Source organism: Psychrobacter sp. NPDC078929, assembly GCF_050267985.1.
Lineage (GTDB): Bacteria > Pseudomonadota > Gammaproteobacteria > Pseudomonadales > Moraxellaceae > Psychrobacter.
The window spans coordinates 58,544-74,428 of record NZ_JBNNFX010000013.1; the positions used below are offsets into that span (position 1 = coordinate 58,544).

A 15,885-nucleotide genomic window follows, 5' to 3' on the forward strand; every position below is an offset into this window, starting at 1 on the left:
GACTCAATTTGTATTTTTATAACGCATTTAGAAGTGTCAACATTTATCCCCTCATGACTGTATATCATTTTTGAGACTTATAAGTCTAGTAAATATCTTCATCATAAGAATCTATAAGCGATTTTTATTAGCTAAATTTCAGCGGCTCCGTTTGATAGCAATGGTGGACATTAATCTATAGTTACAAAGAATACCTCTATTCAAAAAAATACCAAGGATCTTGCTAGGTCTTCAACCGCTCATCGATTAGACATAATAAAAAACCACCATTTTCCTCGAAAAAATAAAGATAAGGGGTAATGATTTGACGACAAAAGGCACAAAAGTCCAAAAAATTTACTTTTAATTGGGCAAATGTATATCAATATTATTAGTAAGGATTTATAATACCTTTCTTTAAACAAGAATATTTTTGACTAACTTCATTAGTTCATAAATAAAAAACCAATCACCAGTACAGAGAAAGCGATATGCGTACAGATTCATTTCAGCAGATATTGGAAGACTTAAACAGTTCATCAGCAGATGTTGAAGCATCTGCGCTAATCTCTAACGATGGTCTTATGATTGCTTCAGCTCTACCAATCGGCGTGGATGAAGATCGCGTGGGTGCTATGTCAGCAGCATTATTATCATTGGGTGATCGTGCAGGACGCGAGTTGGCACGCGGTAGTATCGATCGCATTATGATTCAAGGCGAGAAAGGCTATGTCATCATGACCTCATCAGGCGATGAAGCCGTACTTACCATCATGGCAAAACCCAACGCCAAGCTTGGCTTGATATTCCTAGATATTAAGCGTGCTTCAGAAGCATTGGCAAAGCTCATTTGATTAGCGACTGCTTATCGAACTTATTAGCTTTTTAATCACTATAAACATAGTCGGTTCAATATAATTTGAACGCAAGAAAGCCGAGTGAGAGTACTACAAGTAGTAGACTAAGCAAGGCTGACACCGTGTTCAATTTATAGAGGATTGACGATATAACGATCAACGAAGGAGATGACCATGGGTTCTCCAATCCCTGATGCACACAAACCCGATATGCCTGCTGAGCAAATCACGATGACTTATCATGATGGCACGTCACGGACTGTCTATGATACTGGTATAGAGCGCCCCTACCCAGATGGCAAACTGATTGTCTCGCGTACCAATCTCGACGGTATCATCACTCACGTCAACGACGCCTTTGTCGAAATCAGTGGCTATCATGTAGATGAATTGATTGGCCAACAGCACTATATTTTGCGTCATCCTGATATGCCAAAAGCTGCCTATAAAGACTTATGGAGTACTGCCGAGTCTGGACAAAAGTGGCATGGCTATGTCAAAAACTTATGCAAAGACGGCAGTCATTATTGGGTCTATGCCACTGTGGTGCCTAACGTGCGTCGCGGTGAAACCGTCGGCTACACCTCGGTACGACGCAAACCATCACGCAGCAAAATTGAAGCGGCGATGACTCAATATGCCCAAATGAAACAAGATGAGGAAGGCTAACTCATGACGACACACAATATGTTAATCGCCCCTGATTTTTCGCCTGATCGCTTTGCAGGCTGGCACATGTTCAACACCTTGATTCAAAAACGTGCCAACTTAAACATGCATCTCAATATCCCTGCCTCTCACGCTGAGCAAGAGCAGGTCATTAGTGCCGGTGACATTCAAATCATTTATGCCAACCCTTTTGATGCAGCCACTCTCATCCGCGAGCAAGGCTATCGAGCCATTGCCCGACCTATCGGTAAATCTGACGAGATGATCATTGCAGCCGCTGCCAATAGCACTATCAGCCGTTTGGAAGACATTCAAGCAGGGGCTACTGTCGCGATGGCCGACAACCGAGATGTCAAACTGATTGGCTTGCGCTTGCTAGAAGCCGTCGATATAGAAGCGTCTGATCTCAACTGGGATGTGACCGAGACCTATCAAGCGGCTGCCCGAAAAGTCATTAAAGGTGAAGCCCAAGTCGCGTTCTTTTTGGCAGAGATATTTCATAGCTTCTCACGCTTGACCAAGACTCAGCTATCAGTACTTATCGAAAGTGACTTGGCTGATATCAGTCATGTACTCCTTGTTAAAGAAGACTTTCCCGATGCACAAATCTTCCTAGAGGCCATCCTCAATTTGCACAACGATGACGATGGTAAAGAAGCATTGGCTGAGCTTGGTATGCCTCAAGGGTTTGAGCCAATGAGCGAAGAAGATGCCGAATTTATGATTGATTTGATGCAAACGTTATTGGATTAGTCGCTCAATCATTATATTGATATCAAGCGCTATTTCTCTGGATTACATCATCGCTTGTCGTATGACATCATTATCACTGAAGCAAGCACCGTCGTAATAATAGCGATGACAGGAGAGTATTATTATGTCTGATTCAGACCTGATCAAAGAAAATGAAAGAGTCGCGCACCGAGTATTTCGGTTTTACTCTCGTAAAGTATTTTTGGCACCCAACAACCGTCATTTTCATGAGCAGCGTATCAATGCAGCTTTGTTATTGACCGAGAAAGAACCGCTACAGGGTGCAGTGGCTGACTTTTTTTATGGTTGCTGGTTTGATATTCCATACGATGTAAATAACCTATTTACTCGTATCAAAGATCGTTTGTATCCTCATGTCCAGCAAGGCTTTCGTGATTGTATTGATAAAAAAAGATACATCCAGCGCAATAGTATGTTGGCCACTCGTTGGAGTGTGCTGGTATCCCCTTCTCTCAATGAGCAAAAGCAACGACTACGTATCAGCAGCGACGATGCCCGAGAAATCGCTAAAGACATCACCACTGAGCTGATGCAAGCGCGTGAGGACGAAGACTGGGGTACGATTGAGCAAATCGAAAATGAGTTTTTTGCCCATTGTACTGCGCGCAATGATCGTCTCGCATTTTCGTTGGTATGGTTCCGTTTGGGTAGAAGTGATTGGCAGTTCGATGCGCGCTGGGACAACTGCCAACAACATCTCGATCAAACTATTAGACCTTCTACTACACGATAGATTGTCATTCGTTTATAACCTTAAATATTTTTTATCACCCTTTCATCACTATGGTAGCCGCTATGTCTTCTTACTTAAATGCTGATAAAACCTATCTTACCCTGACGCCAGCTGGTATTTTTGAAGCGTTTTCACAGAACGAACCGACTGATGAGCAGTTGGCATTACAGGATTTGCTGTCTTATGATCAGACACTGCTCGCTGCTGACTGGCTTCAGCGTTATTCTAATGACTGGCTACAGAGTTTTATCGAACAAGGCTGGATTGAAAAACTGTCACTATTTTTACCAGCGCCTAACTTACCATTGGACCAGTTTTTGCCTTATGTCGTGGCGAGCTTATCTGGTAAACGCCGTGCCGCGATCGGCTCTGATGAAGGGTTTTGTTTAGCGCGAGTTGGCTATAGTCAAGAAGAAGCAGACATGCTCAGTGTCGCCGCCGCTGATTTTTCAGGCTTTATGCTCCGCCAAAAGCAACGTGGTTGGGCAGTAGAGAGTCAGGCAATCTCGTTTTTTCAGCAGGTCGACCTACTCATTCCTGAGACCAGCTTTGTATTTTTATGGATAGATAATGCAGGCTACGTCCTTATCATCGATGGCGAACCTCTGACCAACAGTCGTGCCTTTGTCGAGCTGGTATGGGCACTCAAAACCTCTGGATTGAGATTTCTTAACTAAGGAGATCTCTTAACTGACTTAACTCGCTTAATTCATTTCGTTGCATCGTCTGATTTGATGCTCAAGCTCGATCTTTTACGCAAGCATAAGCAGTGCGCTTAGCTAAAATCAAGCGCACTGCTTATGCTCATGCAAATCTTTTTCGTACCATTTTTATCTATATCACTCCCTGATATCAGCCAACTCTACGCAGCAATAACAATACTCTCAAAATTAACAATAACTTGTCAGAATTTAGGCCATACTCTCCTCATACACTTAAGTATTTTCTTGCCACGACTTAAGTTGCCATAAATATCTAACCGTTCAAACATCTATATAGCTTCCAATATTTTAATTATCTTTTCCAACGTCGTACCCTACCGAAATCGGCAACCCCTGCCAAACCTTGCATTCTTGCTTATTTTTTAGGACAGTTTATGACTTCGCTGACCACTGTGCGCGTGCGTTATCAAACAATTGAAATTGGCAATACCGACATTCATGTTTGCACACTACGTGACAATCAACAATTTAGTGACCCTGACGATGAAGCGTTAAATCTGGGCATCTGCTCTGCTTCTTGGCCGATGTTTGGGGTGATATGGCCGTCAAGCTTAGTGCTGGCCAATCATATGCTCGATTATGACATTACAGGTAAACGTATTTTGGAAGTTGGCTGCGGTATGGCTCTCTCTAGTCTGCTACTGAATCATAGACATGCGGACATCACAGCGACTGACTACCATCCAACGGTTGAGTATTTCCTTGATAGAAATACCACGCTGAATAATAATAAAGAGATTAATTTTGAGCGTTTAGATTGGGCAGAGGACAATAGCCACCTTGGTAAGTTTGATATGATTATCGGCAGTGACTTGCTCTATGAAGACCAACACATTGATATATTAGCCGAGTTTATTGACCGCCACGCTATGCCGACTTGCGAGGTCATCGTGGTCGATCCTGGTCGCGGTCGTAAAAACAAGCTAACCAATAAGATGGCTGAGTTTGGCTTTAGCAGTAAGCATGTCAAACCTGAAAATACGACTTATCTAGACTTACCATTTAAAGGGCATATTCTGACGTTTTCGCGTGATAATAGTAGCTAAACAGAGTAAAAGACAACCGTTAATGCAACTAAGTGAGCACAGCATCTTGCCACTGCTGCCGAGTCATTTTGTACAGCACATGCTCAGCGAGCCGATGATTAGGATTAATCATAGGGTGATAGAAGTTTTCTTGTGTATTGGTCATACCAAGGCGCTCCATAACCAATTGTGAGCGCTTATTAATGACTGCTGTAAATGAAACTACTTCCTCAATCCCTAACTCAACAAAGGCAAAATTCAGAGATGCTCGGGCAGCTTCAGTCGCATACCCTAATCCCCAATAGTCATTATCTAAGCGCCAAGCAATCTCGACAGCAGGAGAAAACGGCATATCGGCATTCGCGTTATTTAATCCAACCATACCGATAAAAGCATCTGTCTCTTTTAGACTCACCGCCCAAAAACCCCACCCATTATCATCAATTAGCGACTGGCATTTTTTGGCGATAGTATTACTCATGGAAGTAGTCAATAACTTAGGAAAATATGCCATTACTTTAGGGTTAGCGTTCATCTCAGCGAATGGCGCAAAGTCGCTCGCTTGCCACTGTCTGAGATACAGTCGTTCGGTTTCTATCGTATTTATAATTTTATTCTCTCGCATTTTATTGTTCAGAAGGAATACTGTTAAAAATCAATTAAATTAATCAGGTTAGCTATCAAGCCAGCCTTGTTGTTTGGCAAATGCTAGCTGCTCGGGCGTATCAATATCGTAGCTAAGTTGGTCATTATCGACCTCACCTATTTGATCAGCGGGCAACCCTCTAATGAGGTGACGAAGCCCTTTATCTCCTGTCAACTCTGGCTGCCACTGTATCAGCAGTTTATAGTTAATGGCTAAAGGTAGACCTATAATATCAGCTACCTTTTCATCTCGATTTTGATGTTTTTCTAAACGTCGCCAACTATGATAGCAACTGGCTACTACTGGCTGCTCACCCGCTAGCAAAGCCGTTAAATGTGGCTCATCTAACAATACTTGATCGACTCCCATGATGAGTACTTGATCGATTGAAGTCGATTCAAAAGCAACAATTGTCTCAATACCCAAACGTAAACTATGCGCCATACCAGTATCAGCTTGTGAGTTCACCACTATTTGAACCGTTGGATATTGATTGGCCAACTCTGTCATCGTACTAGCAATCAAACGATGGTTATCAGGAATGACAATGACAATGGCTTGCGGATTGGTCGTTATTGCCAATCGAGTCATATAAGTAACTAATGGCTCGCCATTCTTAACGAGTAGCTGCTTAGGTTGACCGAGACGCTGACTGAGGCCACTTGCTAAGATAAGGATCGCATGATTTTGGCTCTGCTGTTCAGTACTTTCTGTATGTTCAGCACCTTCTGTAAATGCACGCTTACTCATATGCCACTCTGGATAGTATTGGCATCCGTATCACTACTCACCGCTGGGATACTTGAAATATTGTTGTGTGAACCACTTACTGGAGCCTCTTGATTGTGCATGACCGCATTAATCTGTGCCATGATACCAAGCGCAAGTGCCTCAGGGCCATCTCCGCCCAGCTTATAACCAATCGGATAATGCAATTTGCGGATGCCAGCTTCTAACATAGTAGGATTGCTAAGGTTTATGCTAATCTCATTAATTAAACGTTCGGTTCGATAGCGCGGCCCTAACTGTCCTAAGTATTTATAATTGTTTGAATGCTCGAGCAGTACAGCTAGGCGCGCGCGATCTTGACTCAAGCTGTGTGACATCAGGGCGACGGCTGCGTTATTACTGAGCTTAAGCAAAGTCTCACTGTCATCTAAAGATAGCGACATCACAACATCCGCTTGAGGAAACCGCATACGCGTCGCATATTGCGCGCGACTATCTATAACTGTCACATGCCAATCTTGTAGTTTAGCCATGGTCACCAGTGGCATCACGTCATTCCCTGCGCCGCAAATCAATAGACGTAATTGTGGTTGCAGGCGCTGCACAAGCCACTCTGTTGTTACCTTGCCGTTTTCCACCGTCACATATTCGGCATTTTTATCAGACAGCTTATATTCTGCTAATTCTTCTACGGTATTGGCAAGTATGCTTGAAAACGCTGTTTTCCCTAGTGCAGAAACGCTGCCCAAACTGCGGTATTCATCTAAATTAATACGCATCCCAATTCGCAGATTATCACTGCTTTGCGATATAGAATCTTGATACTGATAGTCATTAACACGAATTAAAGTCGCTACAGTAATCGGCTGCTGAGTGCGTCGAACATTACGGATGGTCTCTAGCAATGGCGTTGCTGTCGTTAGTCGCTCAAATAATACATGCACTCGCCCATTACAGCCCAATCCAAAATTTAGCTCATCAAAGTCTGCTTCATCTAAACCGCTATTTGAATCGTCATCTAAACCGTTATCCGATCTATCATATATATCAGACTTAGTTCGCTTCACACCTGCTTGCGCTTGGCCATCGTCAGCATATTGAATGTCATCACCCGTCTGATAAACTTGCACATTGGCACCGTTACGAGTAAGCCAAAAGGCACGTTTGATAATATGCGGCTCCAAGCAACCACCACTAATCATCCCAACTGAGCGACCATCCTCACAGATGAGCATCATCGCGCCAGCACGGCGATATGCTGAGCCTTCAGTACGTACGACCGTTGCCAATACAGCATCAATACCTTGTTGCTTAGCTTTGATTGCCAGCTTAAGAATGTCAGCGACCTGATTCATAACGCCTCTTATTTGGTAGTTATTTTCTTGATAATGACGAAATATACTGCTTATTGAGTTATAAAAACCCGCTCATTAAGCGGGTTCCTGTCGTACATATGGCTCAAAAAATTACTCTGGCATCTCGTAAAGCAATTTATCAAGCGTAATCGGAAAATCATAAACACGTACGCCGACGGCATTGTATACAGCATTAGCAATCGCAGCGGCAGCACCGGCAATAGCCGTCTCACCAATACCTTTGATATGCATCGGGTTGGTATAAGGATCATCCTCTTCGACCAATATCACATCTAACTGTGGTACATCAGCATTGACTGGCACATGATATTCAGCGAGATCATGGTTACATAGGCGACCGTCACCTTTATCGTGGATGACCTCTTCCATCAACGCTGAGCCAATACCGAATACCATGCCACCATAGCATTGCGAAGTCGCTGTTTTATGGTTAAGAATACGACCTGCGGCAAATGCGCCTGTCATGCGTTTTACTCGAATCTCACCAGTAACTTTATGCACAGCTACTTCAGCAAAGTTTGCACCAAAAGAAGACTGACGATACTTTTTACCATTTTTACCTGGCTTTATCTGTCCTTTGGCACTGACTTTTTGCTCCTCGTAGCCTGCGATCACGTCAGCAAGCGCATATGATTCTGTATTGTCAAAATCATATTTTTCTGATGCTGTCTGTTCTTCTAATACATTCTCTGAAAATGAGACTCCGGTCGTTTCAGATATTTTATCAATAGTGCTATCAGCAAACGCTTGACCGTTCTCTTTGGCTGCCTCTATTGTAGTCAGATCATGCTTGCCTACTTGCTTAATTTGACCATTATCTAGCTGAATCGTATCAGGGTATAGACCGACTTTTTCTGCTAGCATCTCACGCAGCTGCTCACAAGCAAGGTATACACCACTACCTGCACTCGCTGCGCCCCAGCTACCACCAGAACCAGATGCAGGCGGCAGGGCACTATCGCCTAACTTCATCTCGATATGGTCAATAGGTAGTCCTAATAAATCTGCAGCTACCTGAGAAAACACTGTATAAGACCCTGTACCAATATCTGTCATATCTGTCTCAATAACCGCTTTGACACCGAGCGCTTTTGACTTATCGATTTGCAAAGTTGCGCGCGCTTCAGAAGACTGTAATTGGTTACCACGGGCAGCCGCCGCCATGCCTGTACCTATCCACCAGTCACCTTCTAATTGACTGGCAGGCTTGGGATTATGCTTATCCCAACCAAACTGTTCAGCGCCCTTCTCCATACAAGCGACTAGCTGACGGGTGGAGAAAGGAACCTCTTCGGTAGGGTCCTCTTCAGGCTCATTACGGCGGCGCAGCTCGATTGGATCAATGTCCAGCTGTGAGGCTAGCTCGTCCATGGCACATTCAACCGCGATCAAACCCACCGCCTCACCCGGCGCACGCATCGAGCCTGATAATACTTGATTCATATCTACCATCTGATAATGTACACGGCGGTTTTCACCACGGTATAGATAATGGGTAGATAATGCCGTCGGCTCAAAAAAAGCTTCTCCTGGCAAATTACTGGTCGTAGTATCATGAATAAATGTGTTGATAATACCTTCTTTATTACAACCAATAGCGATACGCTGACGCGTGTTTGAGCGTCTGACCGTTGCTTCCATCACTTGTGAACGCGTCATAGTGATTAGCACAGGACGACCCAGATCTTTCGCAGCAATCGCCGCTGCAATAGATTCAGGAGCAATACCGAGCTTACTACCGAACCCACCACCCACATAGTGTGCGATCAGTTGTACTTGATCTTTATTTAGGTCCAGAGCATCCATGACTTGCTGTTTGCAAGAAGCGATCATCTGATTGGAAGTATACAGAACGAGCTTATCGCCTTCCCAATGAGCCAACGTTGTATGGGGCTCCATCGGAGAGTTGCTTTGACTTGGGGTATGATAAAAGCGATCAACGGTCACTGCCGCATCAGCTAAGCCTTGGTCTGGATCGCCTTGGACATTATTTTTATCAGAGCCTTTTTCTTCATCTACCGCATGTGCGTTAGAGAGCTCTTGAGTAAAGTTTAATGCCGCTTGGTCAGTCTCATCCTTATAAGTCACTTTCAGCGCTTTAGCGCCTTCTCTTGCCGCCTCAAAAGTCTCAGCAACCACGACAGCAATAGGCTGACCATGATAAAAAATCTCGCTAACCCCTTGCTTGGGTGCTTTAGTTTTTGTCCCTTGTTGAGAGTTACGCAAAAAGTGCTCAGGATCGGTCACGACTTTAATAATATTAGGAATGCCTTTTAGAGAGTCACTATCGATACTCTCAACTTGACCTTTAGCAATGGTCGCGCCTACCAATACACCATAGGCTTGATTGTCCAAGTGTATTTCGGCACTGTATTTCGCTTGACCGCTAACCTTTAGGGAACCATCAACACGGTTGATTGGCTTACCAACTAGCTTGCTTGCCGTTGTGCTAAATAGCGTTTCAACAGGCTCATCCATGGTCAGTTTTTTGGTTGGTTCTGACTGGGTGATTGATTCTAATAGTGTCATGATTATGCTCCCTCGCCCGCTAATGCGCGCTGAATAACTTGTTTTAGTAGGCGACGCGTCAACGGTATCTTAAAGTCGTTCTGACCATTACCTTTGGCATCATGCAATAATAGATCAGCGGCCTGCGTGATAACGTCGCTATTGCCATCGGTATCCGTTAATAGTGCCTCAACCTCTTCATTACGCCATGGCTTGGTACCGATGCCACCGAACGCCAATCGTACTGTCTTTAGGTTGCCATTGTCGTCAGCATCGATGACTGCGGCACAAGATACCAGTGCAAAGGCGTAAGAAGCGCGATCACGCACTTTGTCATAGGTATGCATGCCCTTAATAGGGGCAGGTAATACAACATGAGTAATCAGCTCGCCTGCTTCTAGCACATTTTCGATATGCGGTGTATCTTTTGGTAAACAATAAAAGTCTTTCACATTGATGGTACGAGTAGACCCGTCCGCTTTGACTGTCTCGATAGTGGCATCCAGTAAGCGCATTGCCACTGCCATATCGGATGGGTGCTGAGCAATACATGAATCACTGCTACCTAAGACAGCTAGGGTACGGTTCTCCCCGTTGATAGCAGGACATCCTGTGCCCGGTTCACGTTTATTACAAGCGCTGTCTGTTTGATAAAAATAATAGCAACGAGTACGCTGCAAAAAGTTGCCGCCCGTTGTCGCTCTGTTACGTAGCTGACCAGTCGCTCCTGCCAATATGGCACGAGACAATACCGGATAATTTGCAATGACGTCAGGATGGGCAGCCAAATCACTATTGCTGACCAGCGTACCAATACGTAAACCACCATCGGCAGTCTTTTCCACTTGCTCTAATTCTAAACGAGTGATATCGACCAGTTTGATTGGGGTTTCGATCTCCAATTTCATCAAGTCTAATAAGTTGGTACCACCTGCGATAAAAGACGCATCTTTGGTACTAGCAGATATTGCCGCTTGCTCTGGTGCATCAGCACGACTATATTCAAAGCGTTTCATGAGCGGCCTCCTGTTGTAGCAGTTGCTGTCTTGTTATTCGCTGAGGTCCTACCAAGTTGCGCCTCGCTCGGTGGCGGTGACCAAATACCTGTCACGCTTGAGTTTTGCACTGTGTTGTCTGCTTTTTGAGTACTAGGCTCTTGTGTTTGACTATCTGATACCTGGCTTTCAAGCACTTGTGAAATGGCTTTGATAATATTTGGATAAGCTGAGCAACGGCAGATATTACCGCTCATGCGCTCAGCAATTTCTTGTACAAGGAGACCATCAGGATTTTTTAAGTCGGTGCTAACATGGCTTGGCCAATTTTGCTTCACTTCTTCTATCAATGCGGTCGCTGAACAAATCTGACCTGGCGTACAGTACCCACACTGAAAAGCGTCATTGTCTTTAAACGCTTGCTGCAATGCCGATAATGACTCTGGCATTCCGATGCCTTCAATTGTTGTGATGTCATCACCATCATGCATAACGGCGAGCGTCAGACAAGAATTAACCCGTCGTCCATTGATGAGCATGGTACATGCCCCGCATTGACCGTGGTCGCAGCCTTTTTTGGGTCCAGTAATTTGTAAGTGCTGACGACAGACGTCGAGCAGTGTCGTACGGGCGTCAAGATTTTCAAGCTGATAATCTTGCTTATTGATTGTTAAGGTCAAAGTAGACATGCTGGCTTCTCGCTGGCAGATGAATATAATGGAATGGTGAAATACGCTTCAAAATGACAGCGTCAATAAATTTATTATGACGTATGAAAACAGTTGTTTTGTTTTTACTTTGTAGGGATTCCAGTGTAGTTTCTAATCTGCGAGAGTATCGAAATGTTAGCGCTGCTAATAGGTGGTATATTTTTTATCCTCAGTTTTTAACGTTATTTCAAAGGAAATCCCTAAAAAAAAGCCTCATAAACGGTCAGTTTATGAGGCTCTTAAATAGACTTTTTACGTATAGTATTTAGTAGATATGTCTATTAAACACGTTCTTTGCTTAGCTAATAACTGGCTAGACTTTCGTAATAATGGTTTCTTCATCAAAACGTGATTTTGGCAGCTCAGCGTTAAAGTCATCTTTACTACGATAACCAAGTGATACGACTGCCACAGCGGTGTAGCCTTTACTACGTAAATCAAACTCTTCATCGAGCGTTTTCAAATCCGCCCCTTCCATCGGCACCGCATCAATACCTAAAGTTGCCGCTCCTAGTAGTAGAGCGCCCATATTGAGATACAATTGCTCTATCAACCAATGTGGCTCGTCCTTTTGCTCATAACGACGAATGTCCAAAAACATTTTACGTGTCTGGTGCATTTGTTCTTTAAATTTTGGCTCTGCAAAACGACCATCTGCATCTTCTTTTTCTAAGATGTCATCCAAAAACTCATCATCAGCATAGACACGGCTACAGAATACAATGACGTGCGAGGCACCTTTTACTTTGGCATCGTTGAACTCATACATGCCCTCAGTGCCTTTAGCGATTCGGGCTTTACCAGCTTCATCATCAGCAATGACAAAATGCCAAGGCTGAATATTGGTGCTCGAAGGACTGAGGCGTAAAGTATCCTTTAGACTTTGGAAGTCTTCTGCTGAGATTTTCTTATTGGTATCAAACTCTTTAGTGCTATAGCGCCAGTTCATTGCTTCAGTGATACTTTTCATCTGTGACTCCATTATTGATATTAGTTTTTTATTCTTGCTTAGAATTTTTATTCTTCGATTGCCATTTAACGAAGCCACTTTAAATAAAAAGCTATTTTATGACCATGCCTGCTTGGTTAAGTATTCGTAGGTTTTGTTATGACTGAGTCAGCGTATTGCAAAAACGCCTATCGTCTTCTTAATAATGATTACAATTACGCTACCGAATTGGCGACGCCGACTGCGCAGACTACATTGTAATCACTTAGTCATTCTCTTAGTATGAACTGACTTGATATATGGTAACCAGTTATAGTTGTCTGATAACTAGGTATATCTGCTTGATTCCAACTGATATGTCACTATCTATACATCCCAAACAAAACATACATAATAATACCCGCGAGGAAATATGAGCACATCAGAAAAACCACTCCGAATAGATATCGTCTCAGACGTCGTTTGCCCTTGGTGCGTTATCGGCTATCGTCAATTGGCAGCAGCACTTGAGCAAACCAATACCGCTCACACTATCCACTGGCATCCGTTTGAGCTAAACCCAAATATGCCAAGCGAAGGGCAAAACCTACGTGAGCACATTATCGAGAAGTACGGTTCTACTAAACAAGAATCAGATGCTAGTCGAGTCAGAATGACTGAAGCTGGACAGGAAGTTGGCTTTGAATTTAATTTCAATGATGACACACGCATGCACAACACCTTTAACTTGCATCAGCTGCTACATTTCGCTGATCAGCAAGGCCGCATGCATGAGCTAAAGCAAGCCTTATTTACTGCGCATTTCACCAATAACAGAGATATCTCCGATATCAATGTGCTTGCTGATATTGCAGCAGAGACTGGGCTTGATCGTAGTGAGTCATTGGCAGTGTTAGAAGGTCAATTCTTTGCGAAAGAAGTACGAGCAGAAGAACAGCATTGGCAACAGCAAGGCATCCAAAGTGTACCAGCGATTATCTTTAATGAGCGTCATCTGGTCAGCGGTGCTCAAGGGGTCGAAAACTACATCAGTATTTTAGAGCAATTGGCCAACATGACTGAGTAAACCACCTGACGTTATAAGAATGCCATTCTATAAAAGGATACTTTATGTCTTCTGAACGCTTTCCCTCGATCATTGTGTTCGACGTCAATGAAACATTGCTCGACATCGATACGCTAACGCCTTTATTCACCCGTGTCTTTGGCAAGCAAAGAGTACTGCGAGAATGGTTCGCTCAGCTGGTACTGTACTCGCAAACTATGACGTTGTCCGGCCTCTATACACCTTTTGGCGAGCTCGGGGTTGGTGCTCTGCGAATGGTTGCTGATATCAGACAAGTGACTTTGACAGACGCCGATATCAATGACTTCAAAGAAAGAATGAGCGCGCTACCTGCTCATCCTGATGCAGCGCCCGCCCTTACACGTTTACGCGAGGCAGGGTTCCGACTGGTCACACTCACCAACTCAGCAAGCAGCCCATCTCCTACGCCGTTAGAAAAAGCAGGGCTAAGCCAATTTTTTGAACATCATTTCAGCGTTGAGAGCGTTAGTAAGTTCAAGCCAGCACCTGAGACCTACCAGATGGTAGCTGATACGCTTGCTGTTGACACCTCAGACTTGTGCCTAGTTGCTTGTCACCTTTGGGATACCATCGGTGCTCAAGCGGCAGGCTGCCGAGGTGCTTTTTTGACGCGTCCTTATAATGAGATGTTGAGCGCACCAAATGTACCAGTACCAGATTTGACCGCAGCAGATTTATTGACGCTAGCGGACCAAATCATTAGCCAGCAGAACACCTGATATACCGAGCTAGTAGCCTGTGTTTAGAAATAACATACAAAAAAGCTGCTTCGATATCGAAGCAGCTTTTTTATTATGTAGTCGTCAAGTTAGAAACTTGATTCTTATATCATCATCAGTAGCGACGATTAAAAATTGACGACTGTACGAATACTTTCACCTTTGTGCATCAGGTCAAACGCTTCGTTGACATCTTCTATTGGCATCGTATGCGTGATGAAATCCTGCAATGGGATTTCGCCTGCCAGATAACGCTCGACATAACCTGGTAGTTCTGTACGACCTTTGACACCACCAAATGCTGAGCCTTTCCAGACGCGGCCTGTCACTAACTGGAATGGACGGGTTGAGATTTCTTGACCAGCACCAGCGACACCGATGATGACTGACTCACCCCAGCCTTTGTGACAGCACTCTAGCGCAGAACGCATGACATCGACATTACCGATACATTCAAACGAATAATCAACACCGCCATCGGTTAGCTCAACGATAACTTCCTGAATAGGTTTGTCGTAATCTTTCGGGTTGATGCAATCGGTTGCGCCTAGTTTTTTAGCTAACTCAAACTTGCTTTCATTGATATCGATGACAATGATACGGCTGGCTTTTGCCATCGCCGCACCGATGACTGCGGATAGTCCAATGCCGCCTAGACCAAAGATAGCAACGGTAGCGCCCTCTTCGACTTTAGCCGTATTCATGACCGCACCCATGCCTGTGGTGACACCGCAACCAAGCAAACAAACTTCTTCTAGTGGGGCCTCTTTATTGACTTTGGCTAGAGAAATCTCTGGTAAAACCGTGTACTCAGAAAACGTTGAGCAACCCATATAATGGTAAATAGGCTCACCGTCTTTATAGAAACGTGTGGTGCCATCTGGCATCAAGCCTTTACCTTGCGTCTCGCGTACTGCTGAGCAAAGATTGGTTTTGCCTGAGCGGCACATTTTACAAACGCCGCACTCTGCCGTGTATAACGGAATGACATGATCACCGACCTGAACGCTGGTTACGCCTTCGCCGACTTGCTCAACGATACCGCCGCCTTCATGACCCAAAATCGCTGGGAATACGCCTTCTGGATCTTCACCAGATAAGGTAAAGGCATCAGTGTGGCAGACGCCACTGGCGATGATTTTTACCAATACTTCACCTTTGCGTGGCAGCATGACGTCCACTTCTTCGATAGATAGCGGCTGCTTTGGACCCCACGCGATGGCGGCTTTTGATTTAATAAATTTATCTGACATAAGAATCTCTCTTTTTAATTGATTGTTTTTTATAGGTAATGACATAACAGTTTTACGATAAGTGCAAGCCATTCTAGTCACTTGCTAACGCATTTTATGGCTTCTGGCGTTTACTATATCTATAGTTAAAACAAATAAAGATAGACTGAGCTTA

The 15,885-nt window shown here is 44.1% G+C and carries 16 protein-coding genes; 8 read left to right on the top strand and 8 right to left on the bottom strand.

Annotated elements, in window-relative coordinates:
• Positions 1-470: 470 nt before the first annotated feature.
• The 6 genes from ACQKCG_RS08750 (at position 471) to ACQKCG_RS08775 (ending at position 4,780) form a co-directional block, all read left to right on the top strand.
• Positions 471-833 carry a roadblock/LC7 domain-containing protein gene (locus ACQKCG_RS08750; RefSeq protein ID WP_101205201.1) on the top strand — a complete coding sequence of 121 codons (363 nt, stop codon included), beginning with the start codon at positions 471-473 and terminating at the stop codon, positions 831-833.
• A 177-nt stretch (positions 834-1,010) separates the two neighbouring features.
• On the top strand, positions 1,011-1,505 hold the full coding sequence (locus tag ACQKCG_RS08755; protein ID WP_101205202.1) for a PAS domain-containing protein: 495 nt from the start codon (positions 1,011-1,013) through the stop codon (positions 1,503-1,505).
• Positions 1,506-1,508: 3 nt separating this feature from the next.
• Positions 1,509-2,258: a PhnD/SsuA/transferrin family substrate-binding protein gene (locus ACQKCG_RS08760; protein ID WP_101205203.1), complete on the top strand. Its 750-nt coding sequence runs from the start codon at positions 1,509-1,511 to the stop codon at positions 2,256-2,258.
• A gap of 124 nt (positions 2,259-2,382) precedes the next feature.
• Positions 2,383-3,012: a hypothetical protein gene (locus tag ACQKCG_RS08765; RefSeq protein WP_101205204.1), complete on the top strand. Its 630-nt coding sequence runs from the start codon at positions 2,383-2,385 to the stop codon at positions 3,010-3,012.
• 62 nt (positions 3,013-3,074) lie between these two features.
• Complete coding sequence (locus ACQKCG_RS08770) at positions 3,075-3,689, top strand: hypothetical protein (RefSeq protein WP_101205205.1); 615 nt, start codon at positions 3,075-3,077, stop codon at positions 3,687-3,689.
• A 419-nt stretch (positions 3,690-4,108) separates the two neighbouring features.
• On the top strand, positions 4,109-4,780 hold the full coding sequence (locus ACQKCG_RS08775; protein ID WP_101205206.1) for a class I SAM-dependent methyltransferase: 672 nt from the start codon (positions 4,109-4,111) through the stop codon (positions 4,778-4,780).
• 28 nt (positions 4,781-4,808) lie between these two features.
• On the opposite strand, the gene ACQKCG_RS08780 is transcribed toward ACQKCG_RS08775, so the two are convergent.
• The 7 genes from ACQKCG_RS08780 to nfsB form a co-directional block, all read right to left on the bottom strand.
• On the bottom strand, positions 4,809-5,384 hold the full coding sequence (locus ACQKCG_RS08780; protein WP_101205207.1) for a GNAT family N-acetyltransferase: 576 nt from the start codon (positions 5,382-5,384) through the stop codon (positions 4,809-4,811).
• Between the two features lie 48 nt (positions 5,385-5,432).
• The gene (locus ACQKCG_RS08785) at positions 5,433-6,155 is read right to left on the bottom strand and encodes a nucleotidyltransferase family protein (RefSeq protein WP_101205208.1); all 723 of its coding nucleotides are present in this window, start codon (positions 6,153-6,155) and stop codon (positions 5,433-5,435) included.
• Positions 6,152-7,489 carry an XdhC/CoxI family protein gene (locus ACQKCG_RS08790; RefSeq protein WP_101205209.1) on the bottom strand — a complete coding sequence of 446 codons (1,338 nt, stop codon included), beginning with the start codon at positions 7,487-7,489 and terminating at the stop codon, positions 6,152-6,154. Before ACQKCG_RS08790 ends, ACQKCG_RS08785 begins: the two co-directional genes overlap by 4 nt.
• Before the next feature lie 111 nt (positions 7,490-7,600).
• A complete protein-coding gene (locus tag ACQKCG_RS08795) occupies positions 7,601-10,039 on the bottom strand; it encodes a xanthine dehydrogenase family protein molybdopterin-binding subunit (protein WP_101205210.1) in 2,439 nt (812 codons plus the stop codon).
• Between the two features lie 2 nt (positions 10,040-10,041).
• The gene (locus tag ACQKCG_RS08800; RefSeq protein ID WP_101205211.1) at positions 10,042-11,034 is read right to left on the bottom strand and encodes an FAD binding domain-containing protein; all 993 of its coding nucleotides are present in this window, start codon (positions 11,032-11,034) and stop codon (positions 10,042-10,044) included.
• Positions 11,031-11,702, bottom strand: coding sequence for a 2Fe-2S iron-sulfur cluster-binding protein (locus ACQKCG_RS08805; protein WP_101205212.1), 672 nt, complete (start codon positions 11,700-11,702; stop codon positions 11,031-11,033). The genes ACQKCG_RS08800 and ACQKCG_RS08805 overlap by 4 nt, the downstream gene beginning before the upstream one ends.
• A gap of 334 nt (positions 11,703-12,036) precedes the next feature.
• The gene (gene nfsB, locus ACQKCG_RS08810; RefSeq protein ID WP_101205213.1) at positions 12,037-12,693 is read right to left on the bottom strand and encodes an oxygen-insensitive NAD(P)H nitroreductase; all 657 of its coding nucleotides are present in this window, start codon (positions 12,691-12,693) and stop codon (positions 12,037-12,039) included.
• A 391-nt stretch (positions 12,694-13,084) separates the two neighbouring features.
• On the opposite strand from nfsB, the gene ACQKCG_RS08815 reads away from it, so the two are divergent.
• Together ACQKCG_RS08815 and ACQKCG_RS08820 are read left to right on the top strand one after the other, a co-directional pair.
• Complete coding sequence (locus ACQKCG_RS08815; protein ID WP_101205214.1) at positions 13,085-13,738, top strand: DsbA family oxidoreductase; 654 nt, start codon at positions 13,085-13,087, stop codon at positions 13,736-13,738.
• A 44-nt stretch (positions 13,739-13,782) separates the two neighbouring features.
• Complete coding sequence (locus ACQKCG_RS08820) at positions 13,783-14,478, top strand: haloacid dehalogenase type II (RefSeq protein WP_101205215.1); 696 nt, start codon at positions 13,783-13,785, stop codon at positions 14,476-14,478.
• Between the two features lie 128 nt (positions 14,479-14,606).
• Here ACQKCG_RS08820 and ACQKCG_RS08825 read toward each other — a convergent pair whose 3' ends face one another.
• Positions 14,607-15,716 carry an S-(hydroxymethyl)glutathione dehydrogenase/class III alcohol dehydrogenase gene (locus tag ACQKCG_RS08825; RefSeq protein ID WP_180952631.1) on the bottom strand — a complete coding sequence of 370 codons (1,110 nt, stop codon included), beginning with the start codon at positions 15,714-15,716 and terminating at the stop codon, positions 14,607-14,609.
• Positions 15,717-15,885: the final 169 nt, after the last annotated feature.

Excerpts from the sequence above, each read along its gene's own strand:
- ACQKCG_RS08790 (WP_101205209.1), bottom strand. The coding sequence starts at position 7,489 with ATGAATCAGGTCGCTGACATTCTTAAGCTGGCAATCAAAGCTAAGCAA.
- ACQKCG_RS08775 (WP_101205206.1), top strand. The coding sequence starts at position 4,109 with ATGACTTCGCTGACCACTGTGCGCGTGCGTTATCAAACAATTGAAATT.
- ACQKCG_RS08770 (WP_101205205.1), top strand. The coding sequence starts at position 3,075 with ATGTCTTCTTACTTAAATGCTGATAAAACCTATCTTACCCTGACGCCA.
- ACQKCG_RS08755 (WP_101205202.1), top strand. The coding sequence starts at position 1,011 with ATGGGTTCTCCAATCCCTGATGCACACAAACCCGATATGCCTGCTGAG.
- ACQKCG_RS08760 (WP_101205203.1), top strand. The coding sequence starts at position 1,509 with ATGACGACACACAATATGTTAATCGCCCCTGATTTTTCGCCTGATCGC.
- ACQKCG_RS08795 (WP_101205210.1), bottom strand. The coding sequence starts at position 10,039 with ATGACACTATTAGAATCAATCACCCAGTCAGAACCAACCAAAAAACTG.
- ACQKCG_RS08820 (WP_101205215.1), top strand. The coding sequence starts at position 13,783 with ATGTCTTCTGAACGCTTTCCCTCGATCATTGTGTTCGACGTCAATGAA.
- ACQKCG_RS08800 (WP_101205211.1), bottom strand. The coding sequence starts at position 11,034 with ATGAAACGCTTTGAATATAGTCGTGCTGATGCACCAGAGCAAGCGGCA.
- ACQKCG_RS08765 (WP_101205204.1), top strand. The coding sequence starts at position 2,383 with ATGTCTGATTCAGACCTGATCAAAGAAAATGAAAGAGTCGCGCACCGA.
- ACQKCG_RS08750 (WP_101205201.1), top strand. The coding sequence starts at position 471 with ATGCGTACAGATTCATTTCAGCAGATATTGGAAGACTTAAACAGTTCA.
- ACQKCG_RS08780 (WP_101205207.1), bottom strand. The coding sequence starts at position 5,384 with ATGCGAGAGAATAAAATTATAAATACGATAGAAACCGAACGACTGTAT.
- ACQKCG_RS08805 (WP_101205212.1), bottom strand. The coding sequence starts at position 11,702 with ATGTCTACTTTGACCTTAACAATCAATAAGCAAGATTATCAGCTTGAA.
- nfsB (WP_101205213.1), bottom strand. The coding sequence starts at position 12,693 with ATGAAAAGTATCACTGAAGCAATGAACTGGCGCTATAGCACTAAAGAG.
- ACQKCG_RS08785 (WP_101205208.1), bottom strand. The coding sequence starts at position 6,155 with ATGAGTAAGCGTGCATTTACAGAAGGTGCTGAACATACAGAAAGTACT.
- ACQKCG_RS08815 (WP_101205214.1), top strand. The coding sequence starts at position 13,085 with ATGAGCACATCAGAAAAACCACTCCGAATAGATATCGTCTCAGACGTC.